16 protein-coding genes and 1 pseudogene are annotated in these 19,769 nt (G+C 27.5%); 11 read left to right on the forward strand and 6 right to left on the reverse strand.

All coding sequences use genetic code 11. The features are described from left to right. The first annotated feature begins 280 nt into the window (after window positions 1–280). A complete protein-coding gene (locus tag IPP08_03990) occupies window positions 281–1,585 on the forward strand; it encodes an AAA family ATPase (GenBank protein QQS67336.1) in 1,305 nt (434 codons plus the stop codon). A gap of 50 nt (window positions 1,586–1,635) precedes the next feature. Here the strand turns inward: IPP08_03990 and IPP08_03995 are convergent, their stop codons facing one another. From IPP08_03995 to IPP08_04015, 5 genes are all read right to left on the reverse strand, one after another. Beyond that, window positions 1,636–3,222, reverse strand: a complete 1,587-nt coding sequence (locus IPP08_03995; protein ID QQS67337.1) for an exo-alpha-sialidase — start codon at window positions 3,220–3,222, stop codon at window positions 1,636–1,638. Window positions 3,223–3,224: 2 nt separating this feature from the next. Next, window positions 3,225–3,869, reverse strand: coding sequence for a bacillithiol biosynthesis deacetylase BshB1 (gene bshB1, locus IPP08_04000; GenBank protein ID QQS67831.1), 645 nt, complete (start codon window positions 3,867–3,869; stop codon window positions 3,225–3,227). 143 nt (window positions 3,870–4,012) lie between these two features. Beyond that, window positions 4,013–5,470, reverse strand: a complete 1,458-nt coding sequence (locus IPP08_04005; protein QQS67338.1) for a hypothetical protein — start codon at window positions 5,468–5,470, stop codon at window positions 4,013–4,015. A 67-nt stretch (window positions 5,471–5,537) separates the two neighbouring features. Next, a complete protein-coding gene (locus tag IPP08_04010) occupies window positions 5,538–7,085 on the reverse strand; it encodes a hypothetical protein (GenBank protein ID QQS67339.1) in 1,548 nt (515 codons plus the stop codon). Between the two features lie 69 nt (window positions 7,086–7,154). Then, a complete protein-coding gene (locus IPP08_04015; GenBank protein ID QQS67340.1) occupies window positions 7,155–7,931 on the reverse strand; it encodes a hypothetical protein in 777 nt (258 codons plus the stop codon). Between the two features lie 218 nt (window positions 7,932–8,149). Between IPP08_04015 and IPP08_04020 the strand changes: the two genes are divergently transcribed. The 4 genes from IPP08_04020 to IPP08_04035 all read left to right on the forward strand — a co-directional run bounded on the left by IPP08_04020 (window position 8,150) and on the right by IPP08_04035 (window position 11,604). Then, entirely contained in the window at window positions 8,150–9,157 is a 1,008-nt protein-coding gene (locus IPP08_04020) for a phosphoribosylformylglycinamidine cyclo-ligase (protein QQS67341.1), read from the forward strand. A gap of 213 nt (window positions 9,158–9,370) precedes the next feature. Continuing rightward, window positions 9,371–10,333 carry a hypothetical protein gene (locus IPP08_04025; protein ID QQS67342.1) on the forward strand — a complete coding sequence of 321 codons (963 nt, stop codon included), beginning with the start codon at window positions 9,371–9,373 and terminating at the stop codon, window positions 10,331–10,333. Between the two features lie 69 nt (window positions 10,334–10,402). Further along, window positions 10,403–10,717, forward strand: a complete 315-nt coding sequence (locus IPP08_04030; GenBank protein QQS67343.1) for a DUF1844 domain-containing protein — start codon at window positions 10,403–10,405, stop codon at window positions 10,715–10,717. A 2-nt stretch (window positions 10,718–10,719) separates the two neighbouring features. Continuing rightward, the gene (locus IPP08_04035) at window positions 10,720–11,604 is read left to right on the forward strand and encodes an NAD(+)/NADH kinase (protein QQS67344.1); all 885 of its coding nucleotides are present in this window, start codon (window positions 10,720–10,722) and stop codon (window positions 11,602–11,604) included. Between the two features lie 71 nt (window positions 11,605–11,675). Here the strand turns inward: IPP08_04035 and mscL are convergent, their stop codons facing one another. Beyond that, a complete protein-coding gene (gene mscL, locus IPP08_04040) occupies window positions 11,676–12,038 on the reverse strand; it encodes a large conductance mechanosensitive channel protein MscL (protein ID QQS67345.1) in 363 nt (120 codons plus the stop codon). A gap of 113 nt (window positions 12,039–12,151) precedes the next feature. On the opposite strand from mscL, the gene amrB reads away from it, so the two are divergent. The 6 genes and pseudogenes from amrB to IPP08_04070 all read left to right on the forward strand — a co-directional run bounded on the left by amrB (window position 12,152) and on the right by IPP08_04070 (window position 19,540). Next, window positions 12,152–13,360, forward strand: a complete 1,209-nt coding sequence (amrB, locus tag IPP08_04045) for an AmmeMemoRadiSam system protein B (GenBank protein QQS67346.1) — start codon at window positions 12,152–12,154, stop codon at window positions 13,358–13,360. 117 nt (window positions 13,361–13,477) lie between these two features. Beyond that, on the forward strand, window positions 13,478–14,548 hold the full coding sequence (locus IPP08_04050) for a bifunctional phosphoglucose/phosphomannose isomerase (protein QQS67347.1): 1,071 nt from the start codon (window positions 13,478–13,480) through the stop codon (window positions 14,546–14,548). Window positions 14,549–14,601: 53 nt separating this feature from the next. Continuing rightward, window positions 14,602–15,612 (forward strand): NAD-dependent epimerase/dehydratase family protein, encoded by a 1,011-nt coding sequence (locus IPP08_04055; protein QQS67348.1) that lies wholly within the window; start codon window positions 14,602–14,604, stop codon window positions 15,610–15,612. Between the two features lie 91 nt (window positions 15,613–15,703). Continuing rightward, the gene (locus IPP08_04060) at window positions 15,704–17,845 is read left to right on the forward strand and encodes a bi-domain-containing oxidoreductase (GenBank protein ID QQS67349.1); all 2,142 of its coding nucleotides are present in this window, start codon (window positions 15,704–15,706) and stop codon (window positions 17,843–17,845) included. 173 nt (window positions 17,846–18,018) lie between these two features. After that, a complete protein-coding gene (locus IPP08_04065; protein ID QQS67350.1) occupies window positions 18,019–18,543 on the forward strand; it encodes a hypothetical protein in 525 nt (174 codons plus the stop codon). A 395-nt stretch (window positions 18,544–18,938) separates the two neighbouring features. After that, a pseudogene (locus IPP08_04070) lies at window positions 18,939–19,540 on the forward strand (hypothetical protein). Window positions 19,541–19,769: the final 229 nt, after the last annotated feature.

Consider the following 19,769-nt stretch of genomic DNA (forward strand, 5'->3'; position numbering starts at 1 on the left):
ATTTATAAATTAATATAGTTATAACTTTTAGATTAAAATCATTAGTGAAATTAATTTTTTTTTTGGTTCTAAAGTTTTAAGTTAAAAAATTTCTTTCAAATTGAAATTACAAATATGGTTTATTAAGATTCAGTTAAAATAATTGGATTAAAAATATTTATACATCGAATAAATGTTTGTAATTTAAAAAATAATTTGGCTTATTAATAATAGGGTTTAATATATTTGCCAAGTAAAATCTCTCTCATTAAAATTCTACGAAAACTAATAATTATCAAACATGGCATTTGATTTTCAACGTACAATTCAAGAATTGCAGAACGCAATTGAGTTCGTTAATTCAAGGTTAATTAATCGTGAAGAAGTAATAGAACAAATATTCTGTGCTATTCTAACAGGTGAGCATGCTCTTATTCAAAGCAGAACAGGAGTTGCAAAATCATTAATGACTGAACAGATTTTTAGTTTGATTAATGGTGCAAAATATTTCAAGGTTCAAGCTTCTAAAGAACAACAACCAGATACTTATTTTGGTGCATTAGATATTGGAAAACTTAAGGAAGGTATAATTTGGCATAGAACTGAAGGAAGTTTGGTTGAAAGTGAATTCGGATTTATTGATGAAATATTTGATGCTAATGATTTTACTCTTCGTGCTTTATTATCTTTATTAAATGAAAGGCAATTAATGTTAGGTGTTCAAAATCAAAAAGCAGCTATTCATACTGTAATTGCAGCTACAAATTATTTGCGAATTTCTGATATTACAGAAGCTTTGTTAGATAGATTTGCATACCAATCAGTAATATTTCCCGATAAAGATCCTTTTACACAATATAGAATTTCTAGGCAATACCTAACTCATGGAGGAAGAGTTGCAATTCCACCAAAAAAAATTGAGTATTCAGATTTGTATGAAGTTTCTAAAATGTGTAATGGAGAAAGTGATTTAGTAACTATAACAATTCCTCAAGAAATTGCTTACTATACTAATCTAGTTATTAGATATTATGAAGAACTAAGGAATAGGCAATTAGCTTCAAGACCAGATGATATGCCAGGGCGTGATTTTTATATTTCTCCACGTAAACAAATGAAGGCTTTTGATTTATTAAGAGCTATTGCTTTTATGCATGGAAGAAGTACTGTTACTTTATCTGATGTAGATAAATTGTACGTACTTTTTACAACAATTGGAATTACTGAAGAAAGAGAAATATGGAAGAAAGCTAGCGATGCATTATCTCATCAATTTAATGCAACTAAAGCATTAGAGCAAATAAAAATTTTATTGGATTTAAAAGATATTCTAGATCAAATGAAAGTTAATCCAGAATTGATGTTGAAACCAATTCCAGGCTTTGAAGGTTCACAATCTAAAAGATCTATCCTAGAATGGGCAAAAGAAACTGTTGGAGTTAGTAATGCTGAATTTGAAAATAACAAAAGAATAATAACAGAATTTTTAGACAAATTTGAACCTACAACTGATGAAGTTCGTGATCTTAGAGCAAAAGTCCAAAAAGATACTTGGTTAATATTTAGGTCAGGTGGTAACCAACTTGAAGAGACTGCACTACATTAAAAGATTTTTACTATTATATTTAAAATCTGAACATTATTCCTTTATTTATTTTATAAGTTATTTAAATTAATTTTATATACTTTATTAATTATTCCTAGTTTTACTTTTACAAAGTAACAACCCTTTAGTTTATCAATTTCTCTATTTTGAATTTCATGAAAACCTTTTGCGAAAAATTTATTGGTGCAAACCTCACATACAATCCTTCCAAGTTCATCATAAATATTAATTGATACTAATGAATTAACTTTTTGTTCAAACCTAATATTCTTTGAGTTAATTTCAAAAAATAAATCTGTTGATCCAGATTGAACAATATCATTTGTTGATTGATTAATTCTTACAGATAATATGCTTGTTTTATTGTTTTCAATTCTTGTCCAAATTCCATATATAATATCTTTGTAAGCTGTAACACCAATATAATCTCCTAAAAATATACTTTTATCTGGTGTAAAAGATGATTCACTAATTTTAATATTATTAAAATTGTCACCTCCATCTGTTGAGGTTGCTAAATATACATCAGTAGCATCATTTATGCTTGACCTTCTATCATAAAAAATTATATGAATTTTCCCATTTGATTGATCAAGAGTCATTGATGAAAAGAATTGAGCTTTTTTAGTTAAATCATTGTTAACGATGATTGGTTTGCTCCAAGTTAAACCTTTGTCAACTGACTTTATAATCCATACATCTGGATTATCAACTCCGTTCCTTTGATCAGTCCAACTAACATAAATTGTTCCCTTATAAACAGAGTTACTATTATCAACTGAGATTGATGGTAAACCATTACATCTTTGTAGACCTGAAACTAAATAATCCCATCCTCCTTTCTGATCTGAAATTACAATATCATTATTAAGCCAAGTTTCACCACCATCAATTGATTTATCAAAAAACAATTTTTGATTATAAGCCCATACAACATACAAATTGCCTTCTGAATCTACTGCTGGTGAAGCTCCTTCAGTAGCATCATCTCCATCCAAACAACTACCACTTTTATCATTTATTCTTTTTGATATGCTCCATGAATTTCCACTATCTGTGGATTTAGAAAACATAATGTTTGAGCTATCATTAGGCTTATTAGATGAGTACTCGTCAAATTGAGTCCAGGTAAGATAAATATTCCCAGAATACTTGCCATTTGATAAATCAATGCATCCCCATTCTTTATCCTGATCTCTTAAAGGAAATTTATCATCATATCCAGTTGCACTTTCAGTCTCCCAAGTTTGCCCTTTATCAAAACTTTTTTGACATATTATTCTATCAAGCCAAGTTGTTTTGTTTGATTTATTTGAATAAGACAAATGAAAATAATAAAAATTGTTTTTGTAAACTGATAAAATAAATGGATCTCCCCATACACCATATTTAGATATTATATTTGCAGTATTCCAAGTTGAGCCTCCATTATTTGAAGTGAACACTTTATCAATATTTGCTCCAGCAACTAATTCATTTACATTGTTTGGATTTAATGCAATATGCACTTCGCTAGTAGTAGGGTCGTTATTTACAATAATATTTTTAAACTGAGAAAAAACAAAGTTTCTTACAATTAAGCTCAAAATAATAACATGTATTAAAATTACAATTAAACTATTTATTATTTTTATCATAGTTAAATTAAATTTTCTAAATCATAAATTTTTAATGGTATATTTTTTAAGCTCATAAATCCCTCTCCATACTTAGCCCCAATCATCCATCCCCAATGCCTCATTCGGGCAATTAAAGCTTCCATAAAATCCGGATTTGAAATGAATGTTTCTGGTTCTCCTACTCTTTCTTGAGTTTTCACGCCAGGTAAAGTAACTTGTGAAGAATATGCTGCTGAAGCTTTTAATTTATCATTAAATTCATCACTTATATCAATTACAAAATCAGGTATAGTTTCATAGGAATGAAAAAAACAAAACATTCTTTCAGGTCTGTGAGGTTGTTGATCAACATTATTATAAGTTGTTTTTTCGTGTCTTAAACCTGAATCAAAATAAGCTCTTCTAACTAATTTATGAACTGCTTCATGATCTGGGTGCCTATCATATTCCCATGGAAACAAAATTATCTTTGGTTTGAAATGTCTGATTGCTTTAACTACCTTTAAAGTATTCAATTTATTAACTTCTATATTTCCATCAGGCAATCCTAAATTCCATCTCAAATCAGAAGTAATACCAAGAATTCTATTTGCATTATTTGTTTCATGATTTCGTAGTTCCATTGAACCTCTAGAACCCCTTTCTCCTTTTGTTAAATCGCAAATTGCAAAACATTTTCCTTGTTTCTTAGATTTTTAAAAGAGTACCAGCAATACAAAATTCAGCATCATCAGGATGAGCAGTAATAACTAATATATCTGTCATAAATTTATTTTAAAATGTAAATCGATTTTTGTTTAAATAACGATTAAAATGATACTTTTGGAGTTAGGAAAAAAATGAATGGATGCTCATAAGTTCTATTTGATCTTAACAGATTGTTTGATAATCCACTAAATTTAAAACCAAAATTATTTGTTAACCATGTTTCAAAACTGGCTATTAGACTTAAATTAGACATTACAATTTTAATCGATGAATTACCTTCATAAAAAGAGTAATTAAAATTAGAATATAATGATAAATATCTTTCAGTATTAACAATAGATGAATTTGAATTATTTATTGATAATTGATCAAATACGTTATAGTTAAGACCTATGCTAAAGCTTGTATGATTCTTTAACTTAAAATTATAATATAAAAGCAAATCTTGAGAGTTAACGTAACTACTATCATTAAAACCAAATAACCAAGGTGAGTATTTAAATAAACAATTAAAATTTGAGTAATTTACTTCACCTATCAGACCAAAAGTCGGTTCTAAAATTCTTTTTTTGTAAAATCCAAAGTTAGTATTTCCTCCAGAAAATGGAAGTAATAAACCCAATGAGTAATTGATATATTCTAAATTTAAATTCAAGTTCCCATTGTTCCAGAAAATCGAATTTGGTTCATTATTACTAAATGAAATTTTCCCATATACTTCATTATCAAATTTATACTTAAGTTCATCTAAGGAGATTTCAAAATGACTATTTTCTGAAAACTCATTTTCATAATTTAAATATTCATTATTAGTTGATTCTAAAGAATCGGAATTAATGATTTGATATAGCAAATTATCTCCCAAAGCAATTCTAATGTCTCGTACGTTAAACAAATTAATATCACCAAATCTAAGCCACTGTACTGATTTATCAATTTTCAATTTATCTGAATTAGAACATTTTATAACTCCTAAAACATTTTTATTTGAATTTATTAAATTTAGCTTCTCTTTATTTGGATTAGTTATAAAAAAATAACTTCTTAATGAATACTTAATTCTATCTAGAAAGTAATTAGACCTAATAAATTTTGGTAAAAGCTTCGCTTCAGAATGAGGTTTAATGGAAGTTACATCTGAACTAACTTTATTAATATAGATGTAATCTGGAATAAGAGAAGGGTTTATTACTTTAAGTTTTTCGTTTATCCAAAAACAATTTCTATTTATAATTGAATCTATTAAATCATTATTTAAAAATTCATTAAAACCAGAATCTATTACAATAGTTCCAATAGTAATTTGTAATAAAGATAATTTGTATTTATTGATTTCAAAATCAAGTTTTACCGAAATTCTTACATTATCTTCTAGCCTTGCTGTTTGAACGTTTGGATTCTCTTTTGTTAACCAATCATTTGCATTAATAACAATTTGCTTAGCTATATTTTGTTCGAGTTTTAAATCTTTATTCTGGATAGTCCATTCTGATATATATACTGATTGGGAAAAAACCGATATTGGTATTATAAAAATCAGAAAAAAAATGGATTTCATTAAATCTATAAAAGTAAAAAAGATATATAATTTAAGAGATAAAATTTAAATTAAAAATTTATTTAAGTTAATCTCCTTTAAAATTAACTGGATTTGATTTCGATAAACTACCTCTTTGATCTAAAGCATAAGCATGAAAAGTGAAATCTTGATTTTTATCTTTAATTTTAATTCTCCATGTTTGAATATGTGATTGATTTACATTATCAAATCTATATTTTTCAGTAACTTCTTCAGGATCTAAAGCATTTCCAGAATCAACAATTAATTTTGCTTTATTTGGCAAGCCTTTAAATTTTCCAAATGAAGTTGTAGTAACAATAGCTTCATCTGCTATTTGTTTGGGTTGAGATATATTAGGTTTAGGAGCTGTTACAATATCAATCGCAAATTCGTCAGATTTCTGATTTGAAATATACCTTTTAATAAGTAACTTACCCTGATTAACAGGTGTGTAAGATACAATTGCACTAGTTTGATTATTGCTGAGTACAAGTTTTTCATTTTCAAAAACTGCTAAGCTTATTTGATCGTTTGGAGTACCATCTGAAGTAAAATCAAACCTGTAAGTTTCTCCAGCAATTAATGTTTTAGGTATTTGAGGTGGAATTAAAGGAGTCGTATTTATTTGAAAATATGAAGTAGCAATTCTTCCATCTTTCCTTTTTGCTGTTACTTCAACTTTAGATTCTCCTATAATAGGAGCAATTCCTGTTAATACAATTGATGTTTGCGTTCTTGAAGAAATTTCAGCATTTCCTTTTATAAAAAATTCAATATCTTTATTTGCTAATGCACCTGTAACAAGAATTTTATTATTCCAAGTTGCATTTGGTACAGATCTAATTAGATTCAAGTTATTATTAAGTTCAAAGGGAATAGATTCAATTAATCTATTTGAATTTTCTAGATTAAGTTGACTTTGAGTAAACACAGATAATGAATCATTAACTTTATTAGATACTGATGATAAAGAGTTATTTGATTTTATCATTTCTGCAATGTTCAGAGCATTATTCTCATTTACATTAATCACATTTATTGTAAATGTAACTGAATCACTTAAGCGTCCTCTTTTCTTTAATATTGAATTAATGTATTCTCTAGTATCTTTATCAGTTATATAGTTTGGGATATTTGGTAAAGCAGTTGCTTTAATGGTTGCATAATAAACTGCTGAACTTTTAAGTTTGTTACTAGGAATCCAAAGGAACTTAGCTTTAGATTCGTTTATCATTTCTAGCCTAGCCGATTCTTGATTTACTTCCAGTCTTGTTGAACTGTCTTGGATTGAAATTATTTCAAATTTTAAATCATGAACTTTCCCAATAGCTTCAATTATATTAGTACTGTCAACATCTAATTTATCTGTGGAAATATTCTTAATAACTCCAGGTAATATTGGATAAATCATTGCAGCTTTCTTTACACCTAACCTAAATTCACCTTTTATCATGCTTGTTAAAGCTGATTCAAGTTTTGAATTTGTTTTAGATGCTTTTTCTTTTGGAGAAGTGCTTAATAACAATAATGTAGCAGAAAGATATAAAACAAAATATATTTCTACTGACACCCTTTTTCTCGGATTCGATATTTTATTTTTATTTTCTATCAATAAAATTATGTGAAGTAAATTCTATTAAAAAACTTTTAGATTTTATAATTACCTTATAAAATTTAAGTTTTAATCTTTTTTAGAAATGATTTTTTGTAATTCTGTCCTTACATGGAATTCAAGCTCTTTACCAGTTAGTAAATCTATTCTTTTATTCATTTCATCTATCGCAAGAACTAGTTGCATTAACAATTGATTTGTAGTTTTAAGTTGATCTGTATGATCATTTAAACTTTGTAACCCAGATATTTGAGAAACTTTATTTGTTAACTCTTTTACATTTTCAGTTTGTGAGTTAACAGATTTTTCAAGTGAAATAGTAAGAGATGCATACTGCCCTCCAATTTGTTCAATCTCACTTAGTAAATCTTTAGTATAATCATTTTCACCTGAAATTGCTTCTATAGATAAATTAGAATTATTATCAACTTCTTCTTTAGTATAATAAATTACAGCTGCTAAAGAAACCAACATTATAGCCTCAATTGCAATTCCAATTAATGAAATTTCTTCTGAGATAACACCAGCAAATCTCATTGCTAAAAATACTAACATTATTACTGCACCAAAGTAAACTGAAGCTTGAATAGCATTGAAATAATGTTTTCCAATAATCTCTTCCATTAAAACCCTTGTTCCGAGTTTCATACCCAAAGAATGATTGAAACTGTAACTAGTATCTTCAGAAATTATTGTTAACTCCTTCCTAAAGCAAGCAGTAAGCCATAATCTAGGAAGAAAAATGATGGCTGATAATCGTTGCACAACTGATAAATCATACCAGTAGTTTGTTAATATCAACCGCCCATCGGATGTTGAGATATTTGGAAAATTCTTTTGTTTCATTAATCTTGTAAATTTAAGCAAGTATTAATTAATAAAATTCAATTAAGTTTTAACTAAGTGTTACAAATAATTATCACACATTGTATGATTAATTTGAATTCTAATTAAATCTAAGTTTATCCCAAAAAATAAAATAACTTAAATCTAATTTCGTAAATTTGTTATAATTAAAAGTTTTTATAGAAAGTAAAGTATAAAAATATAATTTTTTACTAATAATGGAAGTTACTTACAAAGATTCTGGAGTAGATATTGAAAAGGGTGAGGAGGCTGTAAAACGTATTAAATCTATTGTTCGAAATACATTCTCTCCAAAAGTTGTATCTGACATTGGAGGATTTGGTGGGCTTTATGATGTCTCATTTCTTAAAGATTTTGAAAGACCAATTTTAGTCTCATCTGTGGATGGAGTAGGTACAAAATTGAAAGTTGCATTCATGAATAATCAATTTAATACTGTTGGAGAAGATTTAGTGAATCATTGCGTCAATGATATAGCTGTTTGTGGAGCTGTCCCATTATATTTTATGGACTATTTTGCAACAGGCAAACTTAATCCAGATGTTATGGTATCTGTTGTTGAAGGATTTTCAAAAGCTTGTATTGAAAATAATTGTTCATTAATTGGTGGGGAAACTGCTGAAATGCCTTCAATGTATCAAGATGGAGAATTTGATTTGGCAGGTATGATTGTTGGTGTTGTTGAACATAGTAAAATGAAAACCGGATCTAATTCAAAAGCTGGAAATCTATTAATTGGATTACCTTCTACTGGATTACATACCAATGGATACTCTTTAGCTCGTAAAGTACTATTCCCAAAATACAGTATAGATGATATGTTGCCAGGTAAAGATTTAGAAATTGGTGAAGCATTACTAAAAGTACACAAAAGTTATCTTAATACAATTCAATCTATAATTGATATTGATGGAATAAATGCTTTTTCCCACATAACTGGTGGTGGTATTGAAGGGAATACTTTGAGAGTAATTCCAAAAGAGGCGAAACTTGCTATAGATTGGAATTCATGGGAAAGACCAGAGATATTTAATTTAATTCAGAGAGAAGGAAACGTTCCAGAGAATGACATGAGAAGTGCACTAAATCTTGGTGTAGGACTAGTGATAATTATAGAGGAAAATTCGTTTGATGTTGTGTTTAACAAATTAAAACTGATTGGTGAATCTCCTTTTTTATTAGGTAAATTAACTTGCTTAAATTAGAAAGCTGTACAATATTTTATTAATTGGAATTAATTTATTGATTTGTTCTCTAACAATACTTTAATGATAGTATTTAAAAATATTTTGTTGCAAATTACAGTTTAATTGTTATAGAGTTTCTTATATAGGTTTATGAAAGAATAACAACAATTTTTTTTAACATTGATTAATATTTTAATATTAAAATTTAATAAAATTCAATTCTCAATGAGAATGAAATTTATATTTTTTTCAATTACAGGTATTTTATTTGTATTTCTTTCTGCCCAAGCTTCCAATTTAAATAATTATAAAGAATTTTATTTAAGCCTTCATAAAAATTCAATTCATAAGTATGTATTCTGCTTACCTACTGAGAATCCAGAAAAATATCCAGAAGTATTTGGAGTTAAAAGAGACTCATTGTCTAGAATTATTGAATTTACAAAATTTGCTTTTGGTAACATTGACACAAAAGTTGATTGGACGATTACAAGAATATCGTACAGTTTGATTGACTCAATAGGATGTATTAAAGAATTAAGAACTTATTTCAATAGTATAGGAATGCCCATAGGATTAGGATGGGTACATGCAGAAGAACTTATTTACAGAGAAAAATCTGGAAATTTATTAAGTAGGAAATTGTATAGAACTGATGGAAAAACTCCTGCAGGAGATTCTGTTAAAATTCATGAAAACATATATAAACTTCAAAAGGGAATTATCACTCAAACTTTTTATAATTATAATGGTAAAATGTGCCATGGTGAAAATACTGAACAATTACTTCAATCTTTATCTAATGTTCCTTATAGTGCATTTTATAGAAAAATGAAATTAGATACTTTAGGTAATGCAACTGAGGAGTATATTTTGGATTTTGATAAAAAAAATATACCATATTCTGATGGTGTTTATGTTAAAAAATATAATTATAATGATTGTGGATTTGTGGAAGGAGTAATGTTTTATAATATTGATTCTACTATTATGAAAAATTCATTAGGTGTAAATGGTGAAGAATATAAATATGATAATTTTGGAAGATTAATTGAATTGAAATTTGTTAATCAAAATAAAATAAATATTGAAAGAACAACTGATTACGCTGCAATTATCAAGTATGTGTATAGGGATTTTGATGGTGTTTTAATTTCAACTAAATATTTCAATATCAAAGGAAAGGAGTTATAATTGAATAATAAAATCTAACAGTTTAAAATTTTCATAAACAATAAATAAAATTATTTTAAAAAAAATTCTATGGATTCACAGCACTTCTCCGCATTAATAATGATGTTATCATCTCAAGCAATGATGACAATGGGTAAATTAAAAAATCCAGTTTCAGATACAATTGAAAAAGACTTACTTGCTTCTCAATTTATGATTGATATGTTGGAATCAGTTCAAAAAAGAACCAAAGGAAATCTTTCAGACGAAGAACAAAAGTATCTTGATGACACTTTAAGAGATTTAAGATTAAATTTTGTTGTTGAAAAGAACAAGGAATTATCACCAACTAATTTATCGATTGAAAATGAAACTACTGATGGAATACCAGATAATTTTGCTTAATTATGAAAATTGCAATTTTTGGAAATCCAGGAAAAGAAACCATTATAGAAGCAGTTAATAATTTCACTAATTTACTTTTTAAAAGGAAAATTGATTTTGTAATTAGCGAAGATCTAAGGTTTGTACTTAGTTCATTAAATTTACATTCTGAACTTTTTGTAGATAAATTATCTTTAGTTGATTCTAATGTAATATTTACTTTCGGTGGAGACGGAACTATGCTTTCTGCTGGTAGATTGTTTGCTGGATATGATATTCCTATTGTAGGAATTAATTTAGGTCGATTAGGTTTTCTAGCTGAATTTTCACTCGAAAGCTTAGATATTACTATAGATGAATTTCTAGCTGGGACTTACAAAACTGTAAAGCGTACATTGCTTTCAGCTCGATTCCCAGGCTTAAATGAAACTGAAAATTTGATTGCTTTAAATGATATAGTTATAGATAAAAGGGAAGAAGCTCTAATGCTTCAAATAGAAACTTATATTAATGGCGATTATATTGGTGTTTATAATTCAGATGGTCTGATTATTGCAACTCCTACTGGTTCTACTGCATACTCACTTGCGGTTGGTGGACCTGTAATTGAACCTTCTTCTAAAGTGTTTGTAATTGCTCCTATTGCCCCACATATGCTTACAGCAAGACCTTTGGTTGTTTCAGATACTTCATTGCTTTCAATCAAAGTTGTAAATTCTAAATCTGTTGGAAGTATTTCTGTTTATGCTGATGGGCAAGAAAAAAGAACTATAAGATTTGGAGATGAGATTCTAATAAATAAATACGAAAAAAGTGTTTATTTAGTAAAGAGTCCACAAGTTACTTATTGGGACGTTTTAAGAGCTAAGTTACTTTGGGGAAGAGAACCAATTTTAAATCGAATTTAAGGAAAATATTAATAATAGGGCATTATAAATAAGTAATTTACAATGCCCTTTAAATTGATTTTTATGTTTAACTATTTTTTAAGTAAATCACGAATTTCACTTAATAATTCTTCTTGAGTTGGACTACTTGGAGCAGATATTTCAGTAATTTTTTTCATCTTATTCATCTGTCTTACAATCATAAAAATTACAAATGCAATAATCAAAAAATCAAAAATTGATTGAAGAAATAGACCATATTTTATAGTAGCTTCACCAACAATTATACTCAGTGAATCTACTTTTTTACCACCCATAACAATGCCAACAATTGGCAATAAAATATTGTCAACTAAAGCTGTAATAATTTTACCAAATGCACCACCAATTAGAACTGCAACTGCTAAATCCATAACATTGCCTTGGTTGATAAAAATCTTGAATTCTTTAAACATAATAATAAGAGATTTGAAAGTTAAATTTGAAAGTAAAAATATATAATTTATTATGAGAGATAATGAAAGTTTTTATAAGTTTAATAAATTTTTAATTCATTCTATAATTTTTCATGAAATATACAATCGATTCTCCAATACCACCTTTAAGAAAAGATTTATCAATATACAAAAGTAATTCAAACTTCTATACTATAATAGATGATAATGATTATTCTAATATAGAAATAAACTTCAATGAAAAGTATATTGAATATCTTCAAATGTTAGATGGTAGGCTAACAATTATTGACATTTTATTGAGTTTAGATGATAATCAAAAAATATTTGATAAAGTCTATTTTTTAAATTTAATTAATAAATTAGAAAAATCATTATACTTATTTAGTTTAAACTTTCTTGATTACAAATATAAAATTGATAAAGATTATGAGAATTCTGATTTACGAGAAATGAGATTCGCAGGTGTTTCTTATAATGCAGATCCTGTTGAATTAAAACAACAATTAGATGGATATTTAGGAAATAATTTATATAATTCAAATCAAAAACCTATTGGAGTAATTGCACCTCATATTGATTTTCGAGTTGGTGGAGATTCTTATGGTGCAGTTTATAATGCAATCAAACTAAGTGATGCTGAAACTTTTATAATTTTAGGAACTGCTCATAAAATGAGTTATGATAAATTTATGTTCTGTAAAAAGGACTTTGAAACTCCTTTAGGTATTGTAAAAACAGATAAAGAATTTATTAATCAGTTTAAAAACAATTTATCATTTTCTATTACTGAAAATGAGTTATCGCATAAAACAGAACATTCAATAGAATTTGAGGTTGTAATGCTGAAACATATTTTTCAAGATAGAGAAATTAAAATTGTACCAATTCTTGCTGGATCTTTTTATGAATATGTGGAATCTGGAAATAAGGATATCAATTTGGATTCAGAATTGAATGAGTTATATTTTACACTTACTAAAACTGCATTGCAATTGAAGAGAAAAGTTTGTTACATTGCAAGTTCAGATTTAAGTCACTTTGGTTTAAGATTCGGTGATTTAGATACAGCAAATTCTTTTTTGCAGAATGTTGAAAAAAATGATTCTTGTGTACTTAGTATAATTGAGAAATGTGATGCAAATAGTTTTATTGAATTTATGATTAATTGTAAAAATAAATATAGAGTTTGTGGAATTGCTCCAATTTACGCAATGTTGAAGTCACTTAATCCACAAAAAGCTAATGTGTTAAGTTATAATTATTGGGATGATTACGAACATGGATCAGGAGTTACTTTTGCTGGAATTGTGTTTTATTGAAAAGTATTGTTTTATTAATTAATTATTACATATTTATTTAAACAAATAATAAATTACTGTTAAAAATCTGCTATGTTTGCTTTCTTTTCAATTATTAATTTATAAAATATTATTTACATGATAGAGTTTGAAGAGTTAAAAAAAATTGATGTTTCAGATATGTTTTCTGCAATTGCAGGATTTTCTTCATACGCAGAAGAAGGTATAGAAATAGGTGCCCATTTTCCTAAAATCAATATTAAGAATATTAATAAAATAGTAATTTTAGGAATGGGAGGTTCTGCCATAGGTGGAGATTTGCTAAGGAGTTATATTCATTCTTTTAGTTATAGGAATGGAATTGATATATCTATATGCAGAGGATATGTTCCTCAAAATATTAACAAAAATACTTTAGTTATTGCTAGCTCTTATAGTGGTGATACAGAGGAGACAATATCAGCATTTAAAGTTGCTATTAAATCTGCAGGCTATGTTATTGTAATTTCAACCGGTGGTACTATATTAAAATTAGCTAAACGAGATAAATTTCCAACTATAATTATTCCTTCTGGATTACAACCAAGAGCCGCTTTGGCTTTAAGTTTCTTCCCATTACTACAAGTACTTGCTATTAATCAAAATTTGTTTGGTGATGAGATAAAAAATATTACTTTAAATGCTATTTCTGAAACTTTAGATCTGTTAAAAAAATTAACAAAAATATTCTCTTCGGGTTCAAATAGAAATAATAAAGCATATACTTTAGCTCAAAAAATTAATGGAAAAATACCAGTTATTTATTCTTCTTCAGATAGATTAGATGCTGTTAATTTAAGGTTTAGAGGTCAAATTCAAGAGAATGCAAAATCATTAGCATTTGGGAATTTATTGCCTGAAATGAATCATAATGAAATTAATAGTTGGCAAAACCCTGTTGAATTGCAGAATAAATTTGTAGCAATTTTTCTTCATGACAAAGATGATCATGAAAGAGTTTCAAAAAGAATGGTAATTACTAAAAATATTATATCAAAAAGTACTAGAAGTTCTATAGATATTGTTTCTCAAGGGAATTCTTTAATTGCTAGAATGTTCTCTTTAATTTTGTTAGCAGATTGGACAAGTTACTATTTAGCATTATTTATTGGAGTTGACCCAACTCCAGTTCCAATAATACAAAATTTGAAAAAAAAATTAGTTGATTAAAGTTAATTTTATAAAATTTATTTAAATCAACTACAAATTATAGAGTATTTAAAATGAAATTTTTAGTTTTAGGTGGTACTTTGTTCTTAGGTCGGGTTTTTGTTGAAGAAGCCTTACTCCAAGGTCATGAAATTACAATACTTCATAGGGGTATCACTAACAAAGGGCTGTTTGATAATCGAGTTAATGAAATTTTTTGTGATAGGAACTTGAACCTAAAAAATGCAATTATTCAAAATTATGATGTAGTATTAGATACTTCAGCTTATTTACCAAATACTGTTCTAAATTCTGTTAATTTTTTGAAATCAAAAGTTGACAAATATATTTTTGTATCATCTGTTTCTGTTTATAAAGACTTTGCCATTGAAGAAATAGATGAATCTTATGGAGTTGGAAAAATTGAACTTGATAATTCTGTTCAACTGACTAACGAAAGTTACGGACCATTAAAAGCACTTTGTGAAAATGTAGTATTAGATAATTTTCATGATAATTCACTTATTATCAGACCAGGTCTAATTGTTGGTAGATACGATCCAACTGATAGATTTAGTTATTGGGTTAACAGAATTGCTAACATCAAAAGTAATGATATGAATAGAGTATTAATTCCAGAAGTAAATAATTTCAATGTTCAATTTATTTCTGCAACTGACCTATCTAAATGGATAATAAAATCATCAGAAAATAATTTAATAGGTACTTATAATGCAACAGGTCCAAAGCCAAATTTAACATTTTTAAATTTGCTAAGTATCTGTGCTAAAATTGGTGGTACTAATCCTGAATATTTTTTAGCGAGCAATAAATTTTTAAATGAAAAAAATGTTCAACCTTGGATAGATTTACCACTTTATATTGGCGATGATGAATTGTATAAAGGATTTTCAAAAATAAATATAAATAAAGCAATTTCAAATGGATTAGAGTTTAGTTCAACAGAAGATATAATAACTGATACATTAAATTATATAAATGGATTAGAGGGAAATTATAAATTTAAAACAGGTTTAGAATTGTCTCGAGAAAATGATTTAATTGAACTTTTAACTAAAAGTTAATAAACTTTATTCATTTATTATGATAAATAAGTTTAAACAGATTGTTAGTAGTTTTTAATTCTGACCAAATAAATATTTTAAAATAATTAATTTGTTACAATCAATACAATATCAAAAAACTGGTGAGTTATCTGTTAAAGAATTACCTGCTCCAAAAGTTAGAAGAGGTTCAATCTTAGTAAGAACAGAAGCTTCATTAATTTCGGCTGGAACAGAAAGAACTTCTATTTCAACAGCCCAATCATCTATGTTGGAGAAGGCTAGGACAAGGCCAGATCTAGTTAAGCAGGTTTTCGATATGGCTAAAAGAGAAGGTTTATGGTCAACTTTAGAAAAAGTTAGATCTAAACTAGATAGTTATAAAACTCAAGGTTACTCTGCTTCAGGTGTAGTTGTTGAATCTGGTTGTGATGAATTTGCAGTTGGAGATAGGGTTGCTTGTGCTGGATCTGGAGGTAATCATGCTGAAATTAATATTGTACCAAAGAACTTAGCAATTAAAATCCCTGATGAGGTTTCGTTTGAAGATGCTTCATTTACAACTCTAGGTTCTATTGCTTTGCAAGGAGTAAGACAGGCAAAGATAAATTTGGGGGAAAATGTAGCTGTAGTTGGATTAGGATTAATTGGTCAAATTACAGTTCAACTTTTAAAAGCAGCTGGATGTAGAGTTATAGGATTTGATATAAATAAAAAACAATTCGATTTAGCAAAAGAATTTGGAGCAGATTTTGTTGCTTTAAGTGATGAAAATTCAGTTGCTTTAGCTGAAAGTTTTTCACGTGGGGTTGGCCTGGATGCTGTAATTATTACAACAAGTACTAGCTCAAATGCGCCAATGGAATTTGCTTTAAATGCAACTAGAAAAAAAGGTAGAATTGTTGTAGTTGGTGTTACTGGAATGAATATTCCTAGATCACCTTTTTATGAAAAAGAACTTGAAATAACCATTTCTTGTTCATATGGTCCTGGAAGATATGATTCTACATATGAGGAAGATGGTAATGATTATCCAGTTGCTTACGTTAGGTGGACTGAAAAAAGAAACATGGAAGCAATTATTGATTTAATCGCTCAAAAAAAATTAAATGTTCAAAGAATAATTACTCATAGAATCCCAATTACTGAAGCTGAAAAAGCTTATGATTTAATTACTGGAAAAATAGATGAAGCATATTTAGGAATAATTTTACAATATCCAAATAGAGGTGAACTTGCAACTGCAAGATCAGTTTGGATTGGTTCACATGGCAAGCCTATACATAGTGGTTTTGTGGGTATTGGTTTTATTGGAGCTGGTAGTTTTGCTCAAAGTTATTTATTACCAACTGTTAAAAAAAGTGGTGCAAGATTAGTAGCAGTCAATACATCAACCCCAGTGAATGCACGTAGTGTTGCTGAAAAATATGGATTTGAAATTGCAGTTACAGATGCAAGTGAAGTGCTTAATAATTCAAACATCTCAGGTGTGTTTATTGCAACAAGACATGATTCACATGGAAGATATGTAAAGAATGCATTAGAATTAGGTAAGCAAGTTTTTGTAGAAAAACCATTGTGTATTTCATACCAAGAATTAGAAGAAATTCGAGTTATTGCTGAATTGAAAAATGATAGAGTAATGGTTGGATTTAATAGAAGATTTTCTGATCCTTTGATTGATATGAAGAATCATTTTTCAAATTGTATTGAACCATTTACAATGACATATAGAGTTAATGCAGGTTTTTTAAAACTAGAATTTTGGACACAACATGAATTGCAGGGTGGAAGAATTATTGGTGAAGGTTGTCATTTTATAGATTGTATGCAGTATATATGCGGTGCCAGACCTATAAGCGTTTATGCAAATTGTATTAGTTCAAGTAATAGTCAAGTAAAAAATAATGACACTGTTTCTATGATTATAAAATTTTCTGATGGATCTATTGGAAATTTAATTTATTTAGCAAATGGTGATCCAAGTGTCTCTAAGGAATATTTCGAGGTTTTTGGTAGTGGTAGAACAGCAATAATGGATAATTTTAAATCATTAAAATTATATAAAGATAGAAAAATTAAAGAGAAAAAATATAACGGTGACAAAGGACATGCTAACGAAGTTTATAAAACTTTGTATGCTATGCGTAATGGTTCACCTATGCCTATAGAATTTGATTCTTTATATAATACAACCCTAATTACAATTGCTGCAATGGAGTCTCTTGCAACTGGTGCGGTGATAACATTATAGTCTTGCTGCTAGATTTATTCTTGTTTCAATAAATGAATAATTTATGTTTTAAGTCTAACATTGAATTATCAAGTTATATGTTTATTTTAAATTAATTTATAATCTTTCAAATTTCTTTGTTAATTTTACTTCAATTACTTCTGTAAAATCTTTCAAATAATAACTCTTTTTATATGAAACTATTAGTTTTACTATCTATTTTATTTATCGGTTTTAGTAATCTAACTTTTAATAAAGTTATTGCTCAAACTGATGACATGAACATTGATGTTGTATGCGATACTATGAATTCTGCTCCACTCGTTTTTGAATTTACAAAAGATTATGATCAAACTTTTAAAGCAGTTAAATCTGCATTAGAAGGTTTAGGCTATATAGTTAATTATTCTAGTAAAACTCGCAACCTTATTGAAACTGATTATAAAGTGTTTGCAAATCGAGATAACTTCCATGAAGAAATGAATAAATACGGTCAAACTCCCTATATCCGTTCCCCAGGGTGGAAATTTGGAAGAGGCAAAATTGTTGTAGCTTTTAAAGTTGTTGGTAATAAAATGATTACTAGAGTACTTTCAATTTTAAGTGGTTACGAAGATAGAATTACAAATATTTGGCATTATTGGAGGTCAAATGGATTGTTAGATGATGAAGCTTCTTCGGCTATTGTTGAAAGTGTAGAAGCTATTAAAGAACCTTAAATATTTTATTTAAATTCAATAATTTTTATTACTAATTTTAATATATAAATAATTCTTAATCCCAATTTATTTTTATTATTATATATTACCAAATCTAAAACAGTTAACCTTAAAAATATGTTGTATAATTATTTTTTATTTTTAAAGTAAATTGTAATCAAGTGTAATGTAAAATACAACTACAAACTCTCGAATAAAAATATGATATAGTTATATATTTTGACCTGTAACCAATTTAAAGTTCATGTAACAATTGGATTGTGTTATAAAAAATTTCGACTAGTAAGTATTTTTATTTGCCCTATTACACCCAATTTCCCATCCTCCACTTAACCAATTTGACGATAGTAGTTTAAATCAAAATGGATTTTTACCCTTAAAAGAAAACATTTAAAATGAAAAATTCTAACCCAAATACAAACAACCAAAAAAGATTGTACTACTGCAAATCTATAAGATTAAAAGGATACGATTATTCGCAGGAAGGTTTGTATTTTATTACTATTTGTTTTGATAAACGAATTCATCGTTTTGGTAAAATTGAAAATGATGAAATGATTTTAAACGAAATGGGAATTATTGCATTCAATGAATGGTGAAATTATCCGGACGATTCCCAAATTTTGAATTGGATGATTTTCAAATTATGCCAGAACATATGCACGGCATCATTAAATTAGTACATGCATCCCTTGCGGTTGCCCAAATTGATGCGATTTCCCAATATGATGTTGATATTTGGGCAGGGGTAAACCCTGCCACTACAATATTGGATATTGTTGGGGGATATAAATCATTGGTTGCGAATGGTTGTTTGGAAATTTATAATACCAAAAATGTAACAATGGGTAAATTATTGCAACGTAATTATTATGAACACATCAAACGCGATGAACAATCATATCATATCATTTCTAATTATGTTAAAAATAATCCTGTAAAATGGACAATAGCTAAATATAATAAAAAATCAAATACTCATACATCATATACTTAGAGCAATAACCTTAAGACAATTCCAATTATATTAAAAATAATCCTGTAAATGGACAATAGATAAATATAATTAAAAATCAAATTCTCATAAATCAGATACTAAGGCAATAACCTTAAGACAATAAAATTTATCCAAAATATAATTTTGTTATACCTTAAATATGAATAGTTAAATTTATTTAAATTAGTTATCTTAATCTTATCAAGTTTAACTTTTGTCAGGTATAGTT

Source organism: Chlorobiota bacterium (genome assembly GCA_016700335.1).
Taxonomy (GTDB): domain Bacteria; phylum Bacteroidota; class Ignavibacteria; order OLB7; family OLB7.